The organism is Dehalogenimonas sp. W (assembly GCF_037094495.1).
Classification (GTDB): Bacteria; Chloroflexota; Dehalococcoidia; order Dehalococcoidales; family Dehalococcoidaceae; genus Dehalogenimonas; species Dehalogenimonas loeffleri.
On record NZ_CP146612.1, the window covers coordinates 435,331 to 456,952 of the forward strand.

The window sequence follows — 21,622 nt, forward strand, 5'->3', positions numbered from 1 at the left end:
AGATGCTGTTTAAGCGCCTGTTTAATACCAGGCGGGGATTTACCCTGGTGGAAGTGTTGGTAGCCCTAACCATCACCGGCTTGATCATGGGTGGTATTTCCACGGGTATCATCCAGCTTATGTCAATATCAGAGCGGAATACCAACGCCATCACCGCCCAACGTCAACTGCAACAGGCTGGCGATGCCATCAGCACCGATGTCGTGCAAGCACGCCGTGTATTATATGGGCAAGGAAATACTCCGGCGGGTACGGGCTTCAGCATAGTACTGGAATGGACCAATCTCGTCGGTAATGAATTCACCATCACCTATCGGATTACTAATGACGGCCTGCTTCTCCGGGACGAGTCCATCAATGGCGGCACAGCCACCACCAGAAAGATAGCCGAGCATATCAGCACCTCAGCGGCAAACACTTTTTTTGTTCCCAGGTCAGGGTTCCCCGGGACCTATACCCTGACCATCACAGCCATAATAGAGGGCAGATACACAGTAACAGAGACCCGGATTTATGAAGTCCGGCAGAGGTCAAGCTAATGAAAAAATCATTTTCCATACTTAATAAAAGCCAGCGCGGGCAAGCGCTGATATCAATGCTGGTGTTTATTGCCATCGGCGCCATTATCTTGGCTCCAGTCCTCAATTATATCGGTACCGGTTTAATTGTCGGTGAGGTTTTTCAGGAAAAAACTGATGATTACTACTCAGCAGATGCCGGCATCGTCGATGCTCAGTGGCAGATAAAATATGACCGCTTAAGCACCATTTTCCCTTCTCCGGAATATGATCAGTACAATTTTAATAATCCTGACTGGGGAGCCACCGTTGACGGAGATGGAGGTTGGTATTATCCCAGTGAAGTCGGTGACTATGATGGTATTCACATTGCTTCCATTAACGACCGGGAAGTAGCTGTACAGGTCAGTAACATCTGGGTACCCTCCAATATTGATACACCCGATGCCGCTACAGCCAAGAATCTGGCGGAAACCTATACGCTTGTTGTCACCGGCCGAGATACCGGGACCATAGATACTTCGGGCCGTAAATTTGAAGTATCCATTACTTATTATCCGGACGGGTCTAATCCCTCTCTTGAAACCATCGGGGTCTGGTTGCCTCCAGGCTTCACAGTCGTGACCGATGGTTCTCACGGGCTATACATAAATGGTGAGGAATATGAGTCTTTAACCAGCCAGTCTCAGTCAGCCAACGCCAACGGCACCGCGTTTGTCTGGGAACTGGATACCCCTACAGAATTCAGTGACATGCCTCAGGTGGCTTCCAATGACAATCCGATCCGCCTGATTGTGACTTTCTGGTATCGGTACGAAGTGACCGGTCAGGAAAACAGCCGGATCGCTCAGACAGTCGGCTGGGTAACAACCGACGATGATGACCTGTTCGCCTGGGACGCGGATGTTCATGTTATCGCCTTAACCTCCAAGGCCTCCAGCACCTATATTGACGCCATTGTCATCAGACAAGAAACGCGGCAGTTGGGCGAATCGGTTAACGGTGATTATTTTGCCACCGGCAACTCCCTGCTTTCTCCAACCTCCAACCAGGCCTTCCGTGACCGCTTCTACGGTGCCAGTGGAACCGAAGTGGCAGCAAACGACATACCGGCTGGAGCTAAGATAGAAGCGGTCTATCTCTACTGGAGCGGCTGGATAGACTGGCATGGTTACAATCCGTATGGTTCTTCAGACACGGTACTAAGCCCGCCGGGCATTGAAACAGCCTCCAGTTGGACCAGCTCTGCCTGGCCTACCTGGTCCAATGGCAGCAGGTGGATAATTTCCAGCGGCCAGTTCCGAGCCCGAGGAGGCAGCTATTCTGAAAGCCAGTTGACCCTGACCTCAGGCGTTGTCGACCTGAGTTCTTATTCCTCTGACACAGTGTATATTTACTGGAACCAATCGGAAGGCGGCACTTTGGAGGATGATGACCGGCTTTATTACGCCTTCAATGACGGCACCGGCTGGAGTTCCTATTTTGAGGCCTTCCGTAATGATGGTCCCCCATCTTCTTTTTCTGTGGTCATTCCTTCGGAATATCTGACAGCAGGATTCCAGGTACGGTTTTATGCCGATATTAATGCCACAAACGAATATATGTATCTGGATAATATCCAGCTGGTAATCCCCTCCATTTTCCTTGACTCCTGTTCCAGCCTGTCCGGCTGGATACAGACCGGTTCCACCTGGTCTGTATCCAGCGGCAGATTCCGCGGCGTCGGCGGCGGCACCACCACCGCCAGTTATCTGGAACTCTCTGGAAGCCTGAACCTGTCATCATATGCCGGGGTCAGCCTGGCGGCTTCCTTTGACCTGACCAATGTGTCATTAGGTTCCGGCGAAACCCTTATCCTCAGCTTTTCCGGCAATGGGGGTACTAATTGGGGCGGTGACGTCGTGGTCGCTAATTCATCTTCTACTTCCGGTTTTGTCAGTACTCTTATTCCGGACGCTTATAAAACAAATGATTTCAAGATGAGATTTAAAATCACAGCCGGTTCTTCCCTCAACGATTATGTCTATATTGACAACATCGCTATATCCGGCCCGACCTTGAAATATCCGACCAATGGCGACCCCAGCGCCATCAGCCATCTGGTGGAAGAAACAGCTAAGGTCAATCAGGTGAATTTCGGTACCACCGGCGGCAATACGCAAACCGTTACCGCAGATACTTATCAGGTTCTGGCTAACCAGTACGGCGCGATTGATGCAGATTTCATCAGCACCTGGTCCTATATGGCTATGGCTGATATTACCGATCAAGTGAATAACTGGATTCTCGATGGGGACGCGGCGAGCAATGGGGCGGCAACCTATACTTTGGGGCATGTAATCGCCGCCAACGCCGAGGATCCGCTGTATTCTTTCAATTTCTACGGCGGCGGCACTACTGGATACCCCCTGGGTACTCCCGCCCTTAATACCAGTGACTTGCCATACCAATACAGCTATGCCGGTTGGTCTATGATTATCATCTACTCCAGCCCGGAGACAAAAAGCCGCCAGTTATGGCTGTATGACATCGCTACGCCGGGCTTCACCTTCTCCGAGGCGTGGGAACCTTCCGGTATCACCGACCCTGATTTTGACGGTGATGGCAACGGCGGCGGCACCATCAGCGGTTTCCTGGTGCCGGAAGGTATTGAACTTGAGAATAATTCCAGCAAGATGACCGTCTTTGTGCTTGAGGGCGATAGTGGGATTACCGGTGATCAGATTATTGTTACCGGACAGGACGGGAACAGTCAGGCTTTAGCCAATGCGGCTTCTCCATCCACCAATGTTTGGAATTCTACTTCCCCCGGACTTTCATATCCGGGTATTGATATTGACACTTTCTACGTCAATTACCCGCTGATTGAACCTGGAGACACGTCAGCCACCATCAATCTACCGACACAGAGCGACGGTTTCCTTCTGGGTTATATCATAATTTCGTTCCGGAGCGACACCACGACGGGCGGTGCTATTTCGTATTTGATTCGTTGAGAGGAATTTCTTAAATGCACAAACCTAATGTCAAAAGGAGCCTGGCATGAAGATCAGTAAGCCATTAATTGTGGTTCTTTTCCTGGGCATTATTGCCATCGGTGCCGGTATGCTGTACATGCTCTGGCAGGATGAGCGCGACCGGGAAGCCCAGCTTAACGCCAGCCTGGACACCACACAGGCATTATTGCCGGTTGTTCAGGACGGAGTCACCAGCGCCGAAGATGAACTGACGGCGGCAGAGGCGAAACTGGCGGAAACACAGGCCCGCATGACCGCCGCCAGGGCTGCGCTGGATGAATTCATCGCCAAATTCCCGACGCCGATTCATCCGGCGGCAATTCAAACCATTGATTACGGCACCCGGTTATTTATCCGCGCCGCCAATCATTCATTGAACCTCGTGGAGTTTAACGCTGAGGACTTCAGTACAATAACCATTGACAAAATCAGATATCAGAGCACCTCTTTTGTGTTTCATGTTACCGGCAATATTGAAAACATCAATAACTTTATCGGCAGCCTGGAAACTGTGGCCTTGATTGAACCGTATCTTACGGTGACCATAGACTCAGTTCAGATAGAAATATACCATGAATACGACCCTGAAATAGCCGCGGTACCTTCGCCGGAGGCAACAATCGCCATAACCTTGATGGCACTGGAGGACAATTAAAATGTCAAAACAAGTATCTTTGTTTATTGAGGACCGCGAGATCAAACTACTGGTCACCAACGGTAAGGTCGTGGAAAAATGGGCCTCGTTGATGCTGGATTCCGGGCTGGTGACTGACGGCGTCATCCAGCAGGAAGACACCGTGGCCGAAATCCTGAAAAACTTTATGGCGGAACAGGAACTGGCCGGCTCTGCCGTGGTCGCTTCGCTGTCAGGCTTAAATTCCATCTTCCGCATTATCTCTCTGCCGGCAGATGTGCCGAAAAACATCCTGGATGATGCCATTCAGAATGAAGCTACCCGTGTCATTCCGATACCGATGGATCAGGTATATCTGTCCCGGCAATTGCTCAGTGCCGCCGATTTGGAACACCGCTATTTTCTGGTAGCCTATCCTAAAAATGCCACCGAAGCGCTGGTACGCACCGTTATGAAGGCCGGACTCAAGATAAAATTCATGGATGTTGCTCCATTAGCGTTAGCCCGGCTGGCTAACGTCAACCGGGCCGTCATGGTCAATACTTGGTTGTACAATATTGACATTATTATCCTTGTGGACAGGGTTCCGGAAGTCATCCGCTCTTTCCCGCTGCCGTCGGAAACCATGACCGATGCAGAGCGGATAATGAGTATCGCCGAGGAAATCTCACGCACCATTACCTTTTACAATTCCTCGCATACCGAGAACCCGCTGAATGCCGAAGTACCCGTGCTGGTATCCGGCGGACTGACCCGTGACGTGAACGCCTGGCCCGCACTGGGTGGGCAGGAAGGGCACCCGGTGGCGGCGCTGACAACGCCGTTTGAAGCGCCGGAAGGCTTTGATGTGAGCCAATTCATCGTCAACCTGGGATTGGTACCCCTGCCGAAAGAAGATACCGCCTTCGGCAGTGTGATCAATGTTAATGTGCTGCCGTCACAGTATCTGCCCAAGGGCATCAACTGGTTCAATATCCTGGCGCCGGTAGCCGGAGTTGTCCTAATCGGAGGGCTGGTTTATGGCTGGTTCCTGATAGATGACTTCAAGACCCAAAACGATGAAATACAGACTAGAATTGATGCTGTTCAGACACAGGTAACGCTGGCTCAGGCGGATATCGCCCGGATTCAGGCCGAGACGTCTGGTTTAGAGTCTCAGACTGCGGGTGTTGAAACTGCCATTACACCGATTATCACTAAAACCAATTCCCTGGAAGCCCAGTATCAGTATATGCGTGACCAGCGGGAGGAAGCGTCTGGAGATGTCCGCAACGCCTGGATACAGATTCCTTCAACCAAGGTCACCGTGGACACCATAGACTGGAATGACGGTGTTCTATCTGTGACGGGTATTGCCACCGAAAGTGAAACTAATGTTTTTGCTTACGCCGCGGCTCTCAGAGACCTCCACCGCTTTGAAAATGTGATTGTTTCTGAAATAACAAAAGAATTAACCGAAGATACCAAGGTTTATGTATATAATTTCACCCTGATTCTCTATTAGCTGCTGATTGAATCGCTGCCAATTGTAGAAAGAAAAACATGATAGACATCTTTGCCCTTATCACTGAAGCCCGGGATCGGGACGGATCCGACCTGCACATGGTGGTGGATTCTCCGCCGCTGGTGCGGGTGCGCGGCTCGCTGGAGCACCTTGCCGCGCCGCCGCTGACGGCACAGGATACCGAAGACGCCCTGGCCCAGCTGGCATTGCCGGAAGACGTGGAAATCTTCCAGAAGGAAAAGGAACTGGATTTCGGCTTCACCATGCCCGGTGTGGGGCGCTTGCGCTGCAATGCCGCCAAACAGCGGGGGGCCGTCAGCCTGGCAGTGCGGCTGTTGCCGCCCCAAATCCCGACAGTTGAAGAACTGGAACTGCCGGATATCTGCAAGGACCTTATCACCGTCCCCCGGGGACTGGTGGTAGTCACCGGCCCCACCGGCTCCGGCAAATCAACCACTCTGGCCGCCATGATGCAACACCTTAACCACACCGAAGCCAAGCATGTGGTCACCATTGAAGACCCTATTGAGTATATCCATCCTTCGGTTAAGTGCGCCATCACCCAGCGTCAGCTGGGGACCGATACGCTGTCATTTTCCCATGCGCTGAAACACGTCCTGCGGCAGAACCCGGATGTCATCATGGTGGGTGAAATGCGGGACCTGGACACCGCCGCGGCGGTACTTAACGTGGCAGAAACCGGCCATCTGGTGCTGTCCACCAGTCACGCCCCCAGCACTTACCAGGCACTGGAACGCATTATTGATCTCTTTCCGCCTCATGAACGCCACCTGGCCCAGACCCGGCTGGCCTCCCTCATGGTCGGCGTCCTGTGTCAGACGCTGGTGCCCCGCTCCATCGGTACCGGCCGTATCGCCGCGGTGGAAGTCATGCTGGCCAACGGCGCCGTCAGAAACCTGATACGCGAAGGCAAGATTTACCAGTTACCCAACGTTATCCGCACCAGCCGGGAAGAGGGCATGATTACGCTGGATGAGTCATTGGTGGATCTGTGCCGACGAGGCAAAATTGGCCGGGATACGGTATTTGAATTCTGTAATGAAACCGATGAAGTGGAACGGCTGATGGGTAGCAACAACGGACACTCCGGCAATGGCCGACGCAAGGCTAAAAGCACCACGCTGTCAATGTTGTTCTAGTCGTCAGTTAGCAGTTAGCAGTTGTCAGTAATCAGTTTTCAGACATCATCATTCAGCTGTCAGCTGTTAGTAGAGGCAGTAGGTAGTTTACAGTAACTAGTTGTCAGTTTTCAGCCGGCAGCTTTCAGCTATTAGTGGGCAGTGGGTGGTTACAGCAAAGGGTGCTGGGGCTTTAAGACAAACGTAAGCCTTATTCAGATATTGGAAATTGGTAGTATTTGTAGTATTGGTAGTATTTAGCGTTTGTACCTCCCCCCTCCTTCCCCCTATAATGTTGCCCATGAATTCACCCAAAATCATCGCTATGGTCGGTATGGCCGGCGCCGGCAAAACCGAGGTTTCCCGCTTTTTTGAAGAAAACGGCTACACCCGTGTCCGCTTCGGCGACGTGACCGACGATGAGGTTAAACGCCGCGGCCTGCCGGTGAATGAAGCCAACGAACGCACCGTCCGTGAAGCGCTGCGGCAGGAACTAGGCATGGCGGCTTACGCCCAACTCAATCAACCGCGCATTGACGCGGCGCTCCATGACGGTCCGGTGGTCATTGACGGTCTCTACTCCTGGGAGGAGTACATCTTTCTCAAGGACTATTACAAAGATGAACTGGCCGTGGCGGCGGTCTGGGCCTCACCCGGCACCCGCGCTAAACGACTGGCTACCCGCGGCATCCGGCCGCTGACCCGCGAGGAGACTTTTTCCCGTGACCGGGCCGAGGTGGAGAAAGTCAGCAAGGCCGGCCCTATCGCCGTAGCGGACTACATGATCACCAACGAAGGCGATTTTGAGGCGCTGCGGGCACAGGTGGAGCAACTCATCCACGGGTTAAAGTCATGAATGCGCTAACCCCAGCCCGTCTTTGCGACCCCTTGATCAAGGTTTGTAGGGGCGAGGCATGCCTCGCCCGCCAGATCCGTACCCTACCCGACCAACCCAAACAAGGCCACCAAATTCCAACACGAGAAATCCAGCAACTGAAGGCTAACCGATGAACAGACCGGAATCTGACGATTATTTCCTGAAAATTGCCGCCGTGGTGGCCGAACGTTCCACCTGCCGCCGGCGGCACGTCGGCGCAGTGGCGGTTAAGAGCAAGCATATCCTGACCACCGGATACAACGGTGCGCCGGCTGGCGTGCCGGACTGTCTGGAACTGGGTTGCCTGCGCGATGAAAATAACATTCCTTCCGGTACCCGCCATGAAATCTGCCGGGCGGTCCACGCCGAGCAGAACGTCATCATCCAGGCGGCCCAGCACGGCGTCAATCTGGATGGCGCTACCGTCTATTGCACTCACACTCCCTGTATCCTGTGCGCCAAGATGCTGGCTAACGCCCGCATCAAGCGCTTTGTCAGTTTCGGCCGGTACGCCGAGGACTCTTTTCTTGAACTCTTCAGGCAGGTCGGCATTGAAGTTGACCTGCGCAGCCGCCCGCCGGGCGTCATTGAGTTTATGGAATAGCCGAAAAGCTGTCAGCCATCAGCTTTCAGCCGTCAGCCTCTTCTCTTAATCGGCCTTTCATGGATTCACAATGCTCATCACCAACGGCTCTCCTAATGAATCCGCAGCGTGAGTGGAAATCCCAAATAACAAGCTCCAAATCCTACACAATATGTAAATCCCCGATGTTGAATGACCAAAACGGCTGCTGAAAGCGGCCCGTGGTCATTTTTAATTTTTCAGCTGCTTCGTTACCACGGACTGATTCATGATGGCCTGGTTTGAACATTGAGATTTTGATATTTGAATTTGTTCGGTGCTTTAGAAATTAGAGTCTGGATATTCGCAGCTGATAGCTGAAAGCTGACTGCTGACAGCTATCAGCTGCGTACTTTCGTACTTTCTCAAAATATTTTTTGAATTTTCAAAAAAAAAGTGTTGACATTGACCTGTTTCACCCATAAAATGGGTAAACGTGGTGAATTGTGGGGAACTGCGGAGTTAGCTGGTTATATGAATTTTTTTGGCGAATTTAATTACAAACTGGATGAAAAGGGCCGATTACCGGTACCTCCCCGTTTCCGCATGCCGTTGAAAGACGGTCTGGTGCTGTCTCCCGGCCCGGAAAAGTTCATCGCCGCCTATTCTAACAAAGAATGGGACCGTTTGTCAGAACAGATTGAAACCGCAGACACCAGCGCTTCAAAACTGCGTAAACTTAAACGTTCCGTCTTCGGCCAGGCCTTCCCGGTTATGCTTGACGGCCAGGGACGCATCAGCCTGCCGGAAAAGCTGAGAGCCTATGCCGGCATTACCGCGGACGCCGTCGTTGTCGGTGTGTCCGGCCATCTGGAAATCTGGGATGAAGCGGCTTGGGAAGTTGAAAAAGCCGATGACCTGGAACAGGCCTGGGATATCATTGAAGGGCTGGAGACCAGGTAATTGGCCGGCGCTGACCATATTTCGGTATTGTTGCAGGAGTCACTGCAAGCACTGGCAGTCGGTCCCGGCGGCCGTTACGTTGACGGCACCACCGGTGCCGGCGGGCATGCCCGGGCCATACTGGAGATGAGCGCCCCCGGCGGGCAACTGCTGGGTCTGGATGCCGACCCGGATTCACTGGCCGTCGCCCGGCAGAATCTGGCCGGTTATGAAGGTTCCTTCCTGCTGGTCAATGAGAATTTCAGCAACATGGAAGCCGTTTGCCGCGCGCGTGATTTTTATCCGGTCAACGGCATTATCCTGGACCTGGGACTGGCGTCCATGCAGTTAACCGCGTCCGGCCGCGGCTTTTCCTTCCAGCATGAGGCCCCGCTGGACATGCGTTTTTCCCCGTCGCAGAAAGTCTCTGCGGCCGAAATTATCAATACTTATTCTGAAACTGAGATTGCCGATATTATCTGGCGTTACGGCGAGGAACGCCGCAGCCGCATTATCGCCCGGCGTATCGTTGAAGCCCGGCCTTTGAAAACCACCACCCAGTTGGCGGAGCTGCTAGTCAAGGCTATCGGCCGCCACGGCGATATTCACCCGGCCACCCGCACCTTCCAGGCGCTGCGCATCGCGGTCAACAAGGAGCTGACCCGGTTGGAGAGCACCCTGGAGCAGGCGGTAAGCCTGCTGGGGTTCAGCGGGCGGCTGGTAGTCATCAGTTACCACTCGCTGGAAGACCGGATCGTCAAGCAGTTCCTGCAGCGGGAATCATCGGACTGTATCTGCCCGGTTGACCTGCCGGAGTGCCGTTGCGGTCACGCCGCCAGATTACGCCTGTTGAATAAGAAGGTAATCACCCCCGCCGATGCGGAATTGCGGGCGAACCCACGCAGCCGCAGCGCCCGTTTGCGGGCTGCCGAACGCATCCTGAGCCGCCGGGAGAATGAGGTTTCGCTCAGCGAGCATTTTTTTCTGAATATGACCAAAGATGAAGATAACGTATCGGATAGGCATTGCCTTGAGGCGGGCACCCCTACCCTCTGCGCACCCGGACTGACCCCTCTGAAAGGGAGGTCCAAGATGTGAATATGGCTATAAATAAAATCTAGCATAAACCTGCCAATCAATCTAAAGGAGGAGGAGAATGAAACGCAGAATTGTAACGGCGATAGATGTCGGCACAACCAAGATATGTACATCCATCGCTGAAATCACCGAAAACGGCAGCGCTCAGGTCATCGGCGTCGGCATCAGCCCGTCGCACGGCCTTCACAAAGGTCTGGTGGTCAACATCAGCGATGCCGCCCAATCCATCAAGGATTCCATCACCAAGGCCGAGCAGGCCGCCAACTATAAGGTGGAAAGCGCCTATGTCGGCGTCACCGGACGGCACGTCAGCTCGGTCAACAACAAAGGCGTGATCGCCATCACCCGGAATGACCGGCTGGTGCGCTCCGACGACCTGAAGAGGGTACTGTCCAACGCCCAGTCCATCAAGGTTCCCAATGACCGCAAACTACTGCACGTCATTCCGCGCAACTACGCGGTTGACGGACAGGTCGGCGTCCGCAATCCTGTCGGCATGCACGGCTTCCGGCTGGATGTGGAAACCCACGTCATCACCGCCGCCGCTGCTTCAGTCCAGAATCTTATCAAGTGCATCCGTTCACTGGGTGTGGAAATTGATGACCTGGTATTGGAGCCGCTGGCCTCATCAGAAGCGGTGCTGACCGAAGATGAGAAACAGGTCGGCGTGGTGCTGGCCGACATCGGCGGCGGCACCACCGACATCTGTGTCTTCAAGGACGGCGCCATCTGGCACACCGCCATTCTGCCCGTCGCCGGCTATCAGTTAACCCGCGATGTGGCCATCGGCCTGGGTCTGCCCTTTGACGTAGCGGAAGAGATGAAAAAGCGCTACGGCTCGGTCATGCCGATCTATGAAAGCCGCATGGAAGCCAACCCGATCTCCGAAGACGGTCACGGCATCAGCTATCAGGACCTGTGCGACATCCTGCGCGCCCGCATTGAAGAAATCACCCGCCTGATCCTGCTGGAGCTGCCGCGTTCGGATTACGAAAGCGTCGTCCCGGCCGGTATTGTGTTCACCGGCGGCTCGTCCAATATTGCCGGACTGGAAACCCTGGGCCGAGACATCACCCAGCTTCCCATCCGGGTGGGCATGCCGTCCAACATTTACGGTATCACCGACGCCCTGCGGGATCCGGCCTATGCCACCAGCGTCGGACTGCTGCTCTGGGGTGCCAAGAATCAGCCCAAGACCCGTTGGGGCAAACTGGGCTTCTTCAACCGCGTCAAGGGCATGCTGTCCAAGTTCTTTAACTAAAACCGAATATTAGAAATTAAAAATATAAGTGAGGAGAATAAAATAATGGCTAAGACAAGTTTCGTCCCCAACCCGGCCCGGATCAAGGTTTTCGGCTGCGGCGGCGGCGGTTGCAACGCAGTCACCCGCATGGTGCGGGAAGAAATCCAGGGCGTTGAATTCATCGCCCTCAACACTGATGCCCAGGCTTTGGCCATCACCGAAGCCCCGGTACGCGTCCAACTCGGTGAAAAGATCACCCGCGGCCTTGGTGCCGGCGGCGATCACACCATGGGCCAGAAAGCTGCCGAAGAAAGCCGCGATGAAATCCGCGAACTGGTCACCGGCTCCGACATGGTCTTTGTTACCGCCGGCATGGGCGGCGGCACCGGCACCGGCTCCGCCCCTGTAGTGGCCGAGGAAGCCAAGAAAAGCGGCGCACTGACCATTGCCGTGGTCACCAAACCATTCAGCTTTGAAGGCGCTCACCGCACCAAGACCGCCAAGGAAGGCATCCAGAAACTCCTGGGTAAAGTTGATACGCTGATCATCATCCCCAACGACCGCCTGCTGGAGCTCTGCGACCAGAAGACCGGCGTTGATGCCGCCTTTAAGATGGCTGATGATGTCCTGCACCACGGCGTTCAGGCCATTTCCGAGGTCATCACCGTCCCCGGCACCATCAACCTGGACTTCGCCGATGTCAAAGCCGTCATGAAAGACGCCGGCCCGGCCTGGATGAGCATCGGCCGCGGCACCGGCAAGAACCGCGCCATTGACGCCGCCCGCGAAGCCCTGGCTTCGCCCCTGCTGGACGTCTCCGTCACCGGCTCCCGCGGCGTTCTGTTCAATATCGTCGGCGGCCCGGACCTGTCTCTCTTTGAAGTCAATGAAGCCGCCGAGGTCATCCGCAAGTCGGTTGATCCGGATGCCAATATCATCTTCGGCGTCGGCTCCAACGCCAACATGGGCAACGACGTCCGCATCACTCTCATCGCTACCGGTTTCCACACCAACAGCGAAGACGTAGAGGATGAAGATGAAGTGACTAACCTGCTCCGCGGCATCAAGACCGAAGAAGAGCTGGACGTACCGTCCTTCCTGCGCAAACCGCTGTTCTCTCACCAGCGCCAGAATTACAGCGAGCCGGCCAAGACCCCGCGCACCCCGTCCCGCGCTCCCTGGGCCAGATAACCGAAAATTCACCGAAAGCAAAAGGCGGCGGTCCCGGAGGACCGCCGCCTTTTTTGTCATTGTAATTTTGAATTTGTTTAGGATTTAGGGCTTAGATATTGGAATTTCTCGCCCTCTAGCTTCTCAGCTTCGCGCCCAATTCAGAACCCAGCGTGGAGAAAATCTCGGCCATCACCTTGTCTATCTTCTCATCAGTGAGTGTTTCCTCCGCTGACTGGAAGGCCAGACGGTAAGCCAGTGACTTTTTACCGCCCTCCAGTTGTTTGCCGGCATAGACATCAAACAGGCTGACACTCTTGAGCAGCGGGAAGGCCGACAACGTGTCCAGTACCTGCTGATGCGACACGGCGGCATCCACCACCAGAGCGATGTCGCGCACTACCGCGGGATACCGCGGCAACGGCTCGTAAGCCCGGCCCGGCTTTACTTTTTGCATCAGCACCGCCAAATCAACCTCAAAAAGATACAGGGTTTCGGCGACATCAAAGCTGGCGGCTACCCGCGGGTGAACCTCACCGATAACACCGAAGGTGATATCGTCAATGGAGAAGGAAGCCTGCACGCCGGGGCGCAGTCCGGCGTCCTGAGATACTTCAACCTTATAATTGACCTGCATCCGGTTCAAAATGGTTTCAATCAGGCCTTTGACATCATAAAAATCAAACCCGCGCTTGCCCTGCTGCCAGCCGGCCGGCTCGGCCTCGCCGGCAACCACGCCGCAGACCATCTCGGTTTCCACGGGCAGCGGGCCGTCGCCGGTGTTATATACCCGGCCGATCTCAAACAACCGCATCCCGCCCGGCTCATAACGCCGGTTAGCGGCCACCGCGGCAAAAAGCGCCGGACGCAGGCTGGTGCGCAGGATTTCCTGCTCCGAGGACATCGGATTGAGCAATCTGACCGGACGGCCTTTCAGTTCCCCGTCAGCCGTCCCCCGCCGCATGGCGTCCTCTGAGGTCAGCGACAGCGACAGCAATTCCTGGAAGCCATAGCCGACCAGTGCAGTCCGGAACAATTTTTTGAAGCCCATGATCGGCGGCCCTACCCGTTTGGGGATGGGGCCGGACAACGGGCGCGCGGGGATATTGTCGTAGCCGATAATCCGGGCGACTTCTTCAATGATATCTTCAGGAATATTCAGGTCAGTACGCCACCAGGGTTGATAAACCCGGAGGAACTGCGTGCCGGCCGGCATACCGAAGTCTTCTTCGTCATTATTCTCAACATACCAGGTCAGCCCCAGCGCCTTGAGGGATTTGGTTACCACTCCGAAGTCATAACGGCTGCCCAGCACTGCTGAAATACGGTCAACGGCCATCATGATGCCGACGGCATATTTCTTACCGGGATAGGCATCCACAATACCGCTTTGGGCCTGACCACCGGCGATCTGCAGTACCAGTTGCGCTGCCCGCTTGAGGGCATGGGGCGGCAGTTCCGGGTTCAGATTGCGTTCAAAACGGGTGGAAGCCTCCGAAGTCAGCTTCAAACGGCCGGCGGTATGGTGAATGGAGGCGGCATTGAAATTAGCCGATTCCAGAACGATGTCCGTGGTGGTATCCGAAACCTCACTGTTAGCCCCGCCCATGACACCGGCGATAGCGATTGACCGTTCCGCATCGCCGATCATCAGCGTATCAGCGGTCAATGTGCGTTCTTCATCATCAAGGGTGACGAATTTTTCACCTTCTTCGGCACGGCGGACGCTGATCTTGCCGCCCTTGATGTTTTTCAAATCAAACGCGTGCAACGGCTGGCCGTACTCCAGCATGACGAAATTGGTAATATCAACGATGTTGTTAATCGGCCGCTGTCCCAGGTCCGTCAGCCGCTTCTGCAGCCATTCCGGTGACGGGCCGACCTTGATGCCTTTGATAACGGCGGCAGTATAGCGCGGACACAGGTCCGGCGCTTTAATTTCCACGGTCACCGATTCAGCGACCGGGGTTTCACTTTCTTCATAGGCGGTATCCGGCAGTTTGATGCCGTTCTGGCCGGTGACCGCAGCAACTTCCCGGGCAATGCCGGTAATGGACAAACAGTCTGAACGATTAGGGGTAACTTCAATATCCAGCACCTGGTCACCCAGCACGTCAGCCAGCGGCAAACCCACCCTGGTTTCGGCGTCCAGCACCAGAATGCCTTCATGGTTATCGGACAGACCGAGTTCCTTTTCCGACAACACCATGCCGCAGGACTCAACCCCGCGGATAACCGCCGGTTTAAGCTCCATGGCCTGGCCGGTATGGCCGTCAACCAGTTTGACGCCGACGCCGGCAAAAGCTACCTTCTGCCCGACCGCTACATTAGGGGCGCCGCAGACCACCCGGGGCTGGGATTCAGCGCCGGTGTTCAGCGTCACCAGCCGCAATCGGTCGGCGTTAGGGTGACTCTCTACCGCGGTAACCTCGGCCACCACAATACCGCCCCAGGCCGGAACGGTGGAGGTGATGGCGGAAACTTCATTGCCGGCCAGCGTCAGCCTTTCAGCGATCTCCTTGACCGGGCGGTTAATCTCTACATATTCTTTCAGCCAGGAAATTGGGGCTTTCATTAAAACTGCCTCAGGAATCTTAAATCGTTAGAATAAAACAGGCGGATATCATCCACCCCGTAGCGCAGCATCGGCAGACGTTCCACGCCGATGCCGAAGGCGAAGCCGGTGTAAATCTCCGGGTCAATGCCGACGCCTTTGAGGACATTGGGATGCACCATGCCGGCACCCAGTATCTCCAGCCAGCCGGAATTACCGCACACCCGGCAGCCGGCGCCGCGGCAGGAAGCGCACTCAATGGCCATTTCCACGCCGGGCTCCACGAAGGGGAAGAAGTCACAACGGAAACGCACCTTGCGGTTGGGGCCGAAGAAACGCCGGGCGAATTCGTACAGGGTACCCTTAAGGTCGGCAAAGGACACGTCCTTGTCCACCATCAGCCCTTCCACCTGATTGAACATCGGCAGATGGCTGGCGTCGGTGGCCTCATAGCGGTACACCCGGCCCGGCACCACAATCCGGAAGGGCGGTTCCTTATATTTTTCCATGAAGCGCACCTGCATCGGCGAGGTATGCGTCCGGAGCAGGGTATGGCGGGCTTCTTTAGGCGCGCCGTCATCCACCCAGAAGGTCTGCATGGTGTCCCGTGCCGGATGCTCCTTGGGGATGTTCAGGGCATCAAAGTTATAACGGTCCAGCTCCACTTCCGGGCCTTCCACGATGGAAAAACCCAAAGAGGAGAAGATATCGGAGATTTCATTGACGATGCGGGTCACCGGATGCAGCCGCCCCGCCAGCCAGGGCCGGCCGGGCAGGGTGATGTCAATGTCGCCGGCCATGCTCATCTGAGCATTGGCCAGTTCTGACTCACGGGCTTCCAGCGCCGCTTCCAATTCTTCCCGCACCACATTAGCCTGAGCGCCGACAGCTTTGCGTTCTTCCACCGGCAGCGTGCCGAGGCCGCGCAACACCGCGGTCAATTCGCTCTTTTTACCGAGCCAGGCAACGCGCCAGGACTCCAGCGCTTCAGCGGAATCTACCCCCTGCAATTCAGTCAGGGCTTTTTGTTTCAGAGTGTTAAAAGATTCAGTCATTTTTTACAGCTTTCAAGTTAAGGATTATATCTACCTGACCCCTCATCGGTCAAGCGGGCAAGCACCCGGCTTTCAGGTTTCAACTCGGGTTATCCGTGCCCGTCATCGCTTGACGAAGGGTGATGTGCCTGACCTTTCCCTAATACCCCAAAATTATATTTTGAAAATAGGACATTATTACGGTTTTTCAGCGTATTAATGTGCTATAATATATACGGTATTTCAAGCCTCTTTTTCCAATCGCAATCGGCTCAAACGGCAATATGACAGCCGGGAAACATGGATTGTTTTCACCAGCGGGAATTGATTTAATTGATGTTAATTTTATCTAAGATGCGGGCTCACGTTTGAGGTCTTTTTCAACCAAAGCTAAATCACGGAGTCGTTTCCTGAAATTGGCATCGGACTGAAAAATCAATTCACTCCCGGTTTAGCTTGAAGCTTCCGGTCTGGTTAGCGCCAAACGTCATTTTGTATTATCCTTAATATGGTACCTTCAAGGAGTTAAATAATGTCTTCACGTTGGAAAATCGCCCTCGGCAGTCTGGTAGCCGTCATCGCCGTCTTTTTTTCTTTCGGCCTCGGTTATTTTACCGCGGTTCTGGCGCCGCCGGACGGCGACGAGCTTGACCGGGTGGTTGAGGCCTGGAATACCCTGACTGAAAAATATGTGGAACCCGGCAGTATTGACCGCAATGCCCTGGCCGAAGCGGCCATCAGCGCCATGGTGGATTATCTCGGCGACCCCTACTCCGCCTATCTGGACACCGCCGGTTACCACGCCACGCTGGATGATTTCAGCGGCACCTATACCGGCATCGGCGCCGAGATGGCCATCCGGGACGGGGCGCTCATCGTGCTGACGGCTTACCCTGATTCTCCGGCGGAAAAGGCCGGCCTGGCTCCCGGCGACCGGATTACCGCCGTTGACGGCCAGCCGACCGAAGGACTGAATATGACCGAACTGGGACTGCTGGTGCGGGGCGATGCCGGCATTCCGGTGACTCTCACCGTTGACCGCGCCGGCGAAACCTTATCAATGACCATGGTTCGGGCGGTCATCACCCCGCCGTCGGTTAAATTGGAGATGCTGGGCAACGTGGCGTATATTTCCATCTCCAGTTTCAATGATCACGCGGATGAGGAAATGCTGCCCGTCATTCAGGAGATCAACCGCAACGGCGCTGAAAGCATCATCCTGGACCTGCGCTATAACCCCGGCGGCCTGGTCACCACTGTGGTAAACACCGCCGGCTATTTCCTACCCGACCAGACTATTTTTACCGTCAAGGACAACGACGGTAAAGTGACTACCCACAAGGCTGTCAGTCAATCGGCGACCACCGACCTGCCGATGGTGGTGCTGGTCAACGAGTTTTCCGCCTCCGGCTCTGAAGTCCTCTCCGGCGCACTCCAGGATCATGACCGGGCGGTCATCGCCGGCAAGCAGACATTCGGCAAGGGTTCAGTCACCCAGTTATTCAACCTGTCCGGCGATACCGGCATCTACCTGACCATCGCCCGCTGGTACACCCCCGACGGCCACCTGATTGAAGGCATCGGCATCACGCCGGACTTCGCGCTGGAATTAACCGGCGAAGACCTGGTGAACTGGGCGATTGACTACCTGAGCGGCAGCTGAAAGATTTCAGCCCGCCGGTGGAAGCAGTAAATGGGAGGAGATTTGCACATGAAAATACCGGAGTACGTTACCAAAGAAGAGGTGGCCCGGGTCTGCCGGGAACTGGGATTTAAGGATTGGTCATCCGCCACTCCTGAAATCACTGACGCCGAAGCCGCCGTCATCCATGACATCGTCAATACCGCCAGACTGGCGGTAACGGCGGCGGAATTCAAACGCGGCTTGGAAGTAGAGCTGGAACACGGCACCATGTATCCGGACGCCAATGTGACCAACAATCACCCTGTACTAACCGGCCTGATCGTCATGGCCCACCTGAAGGAAAGCCTGGATTATTACCAGCGGCTGGAAGTGGCGGAGATTGAGGGGGATATGTTCAAGGCCCATAAAGCCGGCGATGCAGATATACTCCAGGCTAAATACAGCAAGCTCATCGCCGCCCGGTTTGATTTGGCGAAAACCGAGGCCGGACAAGCGTAACCCCGTTGCGGCCCTGAGCTATTTAACAAAAGACCGGTTATTCCCATATAATAGGCGATGCGCCGGCGTAGCTCAGTTGGTAGAGCAGCGGTTTCGTAAACCGCAGGTCTGGGGTTCGAGTCCCCACGCTGGCTCCATAATCAGTAATCAACACAAAGCTGGACCTTATCAGCGTTATGAAGAATCCTGACCATCAGATTCCGTGTCTTGTGTTGCGGCGAGGTCACCGCGGCGGCAGCATCTGCCATGCCCGCAATCATCTGAACCTTTCAGGACGTAATTGCCGCCTTCAATGCGCAAGGCTTTACCCTGGGTGATGGCTTCAGCGACATGCCGCCGGGCCTGGGTCAAGACTCGCTGGACTGATGCTCTGGAAATTGACATCCTGATGGCACACCCTGCCTGATCCAGGCCTTCTAGGTCACACAACCTGAGAGTCTCAAACTCTTCAACGGTCAGGTTTACTTCTTCTATAAACCGCAAGGGTATTCCCGCCGGTTTGAAAAAACTGACCCCCGGCAGGGTGTCCACCGCTCGGCATTTTTTAGGTCTGGGCATGAGAAAACCTTTGCCTTGATATATTAATGACTATGCCCGTGCCCGTGGGTGTGACCGCAGGGCTCGTCGCCATGGGAACAGACATTTTGGCCGGATTTCAGCGTCTGATTAAGATGACTTTTAACCGCAGTTTCCGGGTCAGGTTCGGTGATTCCCAGGACAACTTCAATGCCGGAGCGCTCAAAAACCGTCCTGGGGGTATAACCCATACCGCCGGCCAAAACAATGCCGACTCCTTCACGGGCCAGCATCACCGGGGTCGCCCCGCAATTATGGGCGGCTGCTGCGACGACTTTTTTGCCGGTGATGTTGCCCTCGGCATCGGTATCAATCAGCATAAATTCTGTTGACTGACCGAAATGCAGGGATAAGCGCCCTTCATAGACTGGGATGGCGTACTTCATAACAGGTCTCCTTTTTGAGTATATGCTCATAATATCATTGTGGTATGCCGGTGTCAATACCTGACCGAGACCGCACCTTTATATACTGACGGTTTGATGTTAAAATGAACGTTCTTGATTATTCCGGAGGGTGAATGAGTATTTTTAAGGCAATCCTGGGTATCTGTGAAACCAAACCCCTGGCCGAAACCGCCTGGGAAGCTTCAAACGGTACGGCGACGGTAGACCTTAAAGCCGCCGCAGTCCTGGCAGATAAGGGCGGCGCCGCCTATCTTAAAGGCAAGGGACTGGCCAAACCGGTGCTGGTGATACGCGGTGATGACGGCAGGCTGTACGCCTACCAGGACCGCTGTACCCACGGCGGGCGCAAGATTGATCCGTTACCCGGAGAGGGCAAACTCAAGTGTTGCAGCGTCAACCATTCCACTTTTGATTATGACGGCAAACCACTGTCCGGGCCGGCTAAACACAATATCACCCGTTATGAAACCGAGGAATCAGCCGACCGGCTGGTGATTAAACTCAGCTAGGAAGTATCAATTATGTCAAACCGTTTCAACGACCAGTTAGAAAAAACCATGCGCGGCAGCGGCCGTCCGTTGGGCTTCGGGCAGTACACCACTCCGGTGAAAAAGCGGCTGTTTATCATCGCTCAGGCCGGCGATAACGATAAAGGCACCACCCTGCCGGGTATTGATGCCGTATTCGTGCCCGGCGCCTGTCAGTGCCGGGGTGAAAAATCCGGCGTACTTCACGGCTGCACCGGCCCGGCTGCTGCCGGCTGTGATTTCATCGTCACCGACCTGAACGGGGCGGTTGACGCCGACCCCGGTGAGGACACCGCCCGCCTGCTGGCCATTAAAGATGACCTAACCGATGCCCAATTGCGCGCCTTGACCGGCCTGGATACCGCCGCCGTGATCGCCGCCGTGGAACTGGGTGAGACCCTGACCTTTCGGGAACTGCTGGCCGTTCAGCGTCTGGCGGATTTCTCCGGCAAGCCGGTAATCCTCAACCTGCCGAAGCTCTATTCTAAAATCGAGCTTCAGGCCCTGTGGCACCGCGGCATCGCCGGAGTGCTGGTGGATTCAAACTCAGTTGATACCGCCGCCCTGCGGGAACTGGTGGATTCCCTGGAACCCAAAAAGCGGGACAAGGACCGCATGATGGCGCTGGCCGGGGTCACCGCCAATCCGGCTCCGGCCGAAGCGGACGACGAAGAACCGGAGATTGAACCGGATACTGAAGGGTAACGGACCAAAAGCCAACTATCTGAAATCCGATATCCCGGCCCTGAGCAAACCCCGTTTTGCAAATGTTCAAAAAGAATAACTGGATTTTAGATTTACCTGCCTTAGCGTTGCCTGGAATCGGATTTATGCGAGGGACTGATGCCGACACTTTATGTGGTGGCCACGCCCATCGGCAATCTGGAGGATATTACCTTCCGCGCCGTCCGGGTGCTGAAGGAAGTCAGCCTTATCGCCGCTGAAGATACCCGCCACACCCGCAAACTGCTCAATGCCCTGGATATCCGCACGCCGATGACCAGCTATTTTGAGCATAATAAACTGAGCAAGCTGGATTTCATTCTGGACAGGCTGTCCGAGGCCGATGTGGCCCTGGTTTCCGATGCCGGAACGCCCGGTATCGCCGACCCGGGTTTTGAACTCATCGCCGCCGCTATTGATCACGGGGTGAAAGTTGAAGTTATTCCCGGCCCTTCCAGCGTGGCCACTGCGGTGGCCCTGTCCGGCCTGCCGGCCGGGGAATTCCGCTTCAGCGCATTCCTGCCGCGCAAAGCAGCCGACCGGCGGCAGGCGCTTCAGAAGCTGACCGCCGAGAGCGCGGCTTTAGTCTTTTTTGAGGCGCCGCACCGGGTCACAAAAACCCTGGCGGCTTTACTGGAAATCCTGGGCGACCGCCGCACAGCAGTCTGCCGGGAACTGACTAAACTGCACGAGGAAGTCTTCCGCGGGACGCTCTCCGCAGCACTGGAACACTTTGCTGAGCCGCGGGGCGAATTCGTCATCGTAGTTGAAGGCGCCAAAAACATCAAAGCCGCGCCGGTAGCGGACGACGAGGTCGCTGACCGGCTCAAAGCCTTAAAATCAGCCGGCCTGCCGGCTAAAGAAGCGACGGCAACCGTAGCTGCCGACACCGGCCTGTCCCGCCGGGAACTGTACCGGGCTTGGCTTAAACTCAAGTAACGTTTATAATACGAG

At 55.1% G+C, this 21,622-nt stretch carries 20 protein-coding genes and 1 tRNA gene; 17 read left to right on the forward strand and 4 right to left on the reverse strand.

Translation table 11 applies throughout. The annotated features are described in order from the left end of the window. Positions 1 to 2: 2 nt before the first annotated feature. From V8247_RS02200 to ftsZ, 11 genes are all read left to right on the forward strand, one after another. On the forward strand, positions 3 to 539 hold the full coding sequence (locus V8247_RS02200; RefSeq protein WP_338738339.1) for a prepilin-type N-terminal cleavage/methylation domain-containing protein: 537 nt from the start codon (positions 3 to 5) through the stop codon (positions 537 to 539). Beyond that, on the forward strand, positions 539 to 3,514 hold the full coding sequence (locus tag V8247_RS02205; protein ID WP_338738340.1) for a hypothetical protein: 2,976 nt from the start codon (positions 539 to 541) through the stop codon (positions 3,512 to 3,514). Before V8247_RS02200 ends, V8247_RS02205 begins: the two co-directional genes overlap by 1 nt. A gap of 46 nt (positions 3,515 to 3,560) precedes the next feature. Continuing rightward, complete coding sequence (locus tag V8247_RS02210) at positions 3,561 to 4,190, forward strand: hypothetical protein (RefSeq protein WP_338738341.1); 630 nt, start codon at positions 3,561 to 3,563, stop codon at positions 4,188 to 4,190. A 1-nt stretch (position 4,191) separates the two neighbouring features. Then, positions 4,192 to 5,673, forward strand: coding sequence for a pilus assembly protein PilM (gene pilM / locus V8247_RS02215; RefSeq protein ID WP_338738343.1), 1,482 nt, complete (start codon positions 4,192 to 4,194; stop codon positions 5,671 to 5,673). Between the two features lie 38 nt (positions 5,674 to 5,711). Further along, positions 5,712 to 6,833 (forward strand): PilT/PilU family type 4a pilus ATPase, encoded by a 1,122-nt coding sequence (locus V8247_RS02220; RefSeq protein ID WP_338738345.1) that lies wholly within the window; start codon positions 5,712 to 5,714, stop codon positions 6,831 to 6,833. Positions 6,834 to 7,113: 280 nt separating this feature from the next. After that, complete coding sequence (locus tag V8247_RS02225) at positions 7,114 to 7,668, forward strand: AAA family ATPase (RefSeq protein WP_338738348.1); 555 nt, start codon at positions 7,114 to 7,116, stop codon at positions 7,666 to 7,668. Between the two features lie 151 nt (positions 7,669 to 7,819). Beyond that, a complete protein-coding gene (locus V8247_RS02230; protein ID WP_338738350.1) occupies positions 7,820 to 8,293 on the forward strand; it encodes a dCMP deaminase family protein in 474 nt (157 codons plus the stop codon). A 492-nt stretch (positions 8,294 to 8,785) separates the two neighbouring features. Continuing rightward, complete coding sequence (gene mraZ, locus V8247_RS02235) at positions 8,786 to 9,214, forward strand: division/cell wall cluster transcriptional repressor MraZ (RefSeq protein ID WP_338738351.1); 429 nt, start codon at positions 8,786 to 8,788, stop codon at positions 9,212 to 9,214. After that, complete coding sequence (gene rsmH, locus V8247_RS02240; RefSeq protein ID WP_338738352.1) at positions 9,215 to 10,291, forward strand: 16S rRNA (cytosine(1402)-N(4))-methyltransferase RsmH; 1,077 nt, start codon at positions 9,215 to 9,217, stop codon at positions 10,289 to 10,291. It begins immediately after the preceding gene. A 58-nt stretch (positions 10,292 to 10,349) separates the two neighbouring features. Continuing rightward, a complete protein-coding gene (gene ftsA / locus V8247_RS02245; RefSeq protein ID WP_338738353.1) occupies positions 10,350 to 11,552 on the forward strand; it encodes a cell division protein FtsA in 1,203 nt (400 codons plus the stop codon). Between the two features lie 45 nt (positions 11,553 to 11,597). Next, positions 11,598 to 12,725, forward strand: a complete 1,128-nt coding sequence (ftsZ, locus tag V8247_RS02250) for a cell division protein FtsZ (RefSeq protein WP_338738354.1) — start codon at positions 11,598 to 11,600, stop codon at positions 12,723 to 12,725. Positions 12,726 to 12,840: 115 nt separating this feature from the next. Here ftsZ and pheT read toward each other — a convergent pair whose 3' ends face one another. Together pheT and pheS are read right to left on the reverse strand one after the other, a co-directional pair. Beyond that, positions 12,841 to 15,279, reverse strand: coding sequence for a phenylalanine--tRNA ligase subunit beta (gene pheT, locus V8247_RS02255; protein ID WP_338738355.1), 2,439 nt, complete (start codon positions 15,277 to 15,279; stop codon positions 12,841 to 12,843). Continuing rightward, positions 15,279 to 16,313, reverse strand: coding sequence for a phenylalanine--tRNA ligase subunit alpha (gene pheS / locus V8247_RS02260; RefSeq protein ID WP_338738356.1), 1,035 nt, complete (start codon positions 16,311 to 16,313; stop codon positions 15,279 to 15,281). Before pheS ends, pheT begins: the two co-directional genes overlap by 1 nt. 511 nt (positions 16,314 to 16,824) lie before the next feature. Here pheS and V8247_RS02265 point away from each other — a divergent pair. The 3 genes from V8247_RS02265 to V8247_RS02275 all read left to right on the forward strand — a co-directional run bounded on the left by V8247_RS02265 (position 16,825) and on the right by V8247_RS02275 (position 18,572). Further along, positions 16,825 to 17,955: a S41 family peptidase gene (locus tag V8247_RS02265; RefSeq protein ID WP_338738358.1), complete on the forward strand. Its 1,131-nt coding sequence runs from the start codon at positions 16,825 to 16,827 to the stop codon at positions 17,953 to 17,955. A gap of 48 nt (positions 17,956 to 18,003) precedes the next feature. Beyond that, positions 18,004 to 18,435, forward strand: coding sequence for a DUF5661 family protein (locus V8247_RS02270; protein ID WP_338738360.1), 432 nt, complete (start codon positions 18,004 to 18,006; stop codon positions 18,433 to 18,435). 61 nt (positions 18,436 to 18,496) lie between these two features. Beyond that, a tRNA-Thr gene (locus V8247_RS02275) sits at positions 18,497 to 18,572 on the forward strand. A gap of 37 nt (positions 18,573 to 18,609) precedes the next feature. Here V8247_RS02275 and V8247_RS02280 read toward each other — a convergent pair. Both V8247_RS02280 and V8247_RS02285 read right to left on the reverse strand, forming a co-directional pair. Then, positions 18,610 to 18,993: a DUF134 domain-containing protein gene (locus V8247_RS02280; protein WP_338738362.1), complete on the reverse strand. Its 384-nt coding sequence runs from the start codon at positions 18,991 to 18,993 to the stop codon at positions 18,610 to 18,612. A gap of 23 nt (positions 18,994 to 19,016) precedes the next feature. Then, a complete protein-coding gene (locus V8247_RS02285; RefSeq protein ID WP_338738364.1) occupies positions 19,017 to 19,397 on the reverse strand; it encodes a NifB/NifX family molybdenum-iron cluster-binding protein in 381 nt (126 codons plus the stop codon). Between the two features lie 134 nt (positions 19,398 to 19,531). On the opposite strand from V8247_RS02285, the gene V8247_RS02290 reads away from it, so the two are divergent. The 3 genes from V8247_RS02290 (at position 19,532) to rsmI (ending at position 21,607) form a co-directional block, all read left to right on the forward strand. Next, a complete protein-coding gene (locus V8247_RS02290) occupies positions 19,532 to 19,927 on the forward strand; it encodes a Rieske (2Fe-2S) protein (RefSeq protein WP_338738366.1) in 396 nt (131 codons plus the stop codon). 12 nt (positions 19,928 to 19,939) lie between these two features. Next, positions 19,940 to 20,650: a hypothetical protein gene (locus V8247_RS02295; protein WP_338738368.1), complete on the forward strand. Its 711-nt coding sequence runs from the start codon at positions 19,940 to 19,942 to the stop codon at positions 20,648 to 20,650. A 138-nt stretch (positions 20,651 to 20,788) separates the two neighbouring features. Further along, the gene (gene rsmI, locus V8247_RS02300) at positions 20,789 to 21,607 is read left to right on the forward strand and encodes a 16S rRNA (cytidine(1402)-2'-O)-methyltransferase (RefSeq protein ID WP_338738370.1); all 819 of its coding nucleotides are present in this window, start codon (positions 20,789 to 20,791) and stop codon (positions 21,605 to 21,607) included. Positions 21,608 to 21,622: the final 15 nt, after the last annotated feature.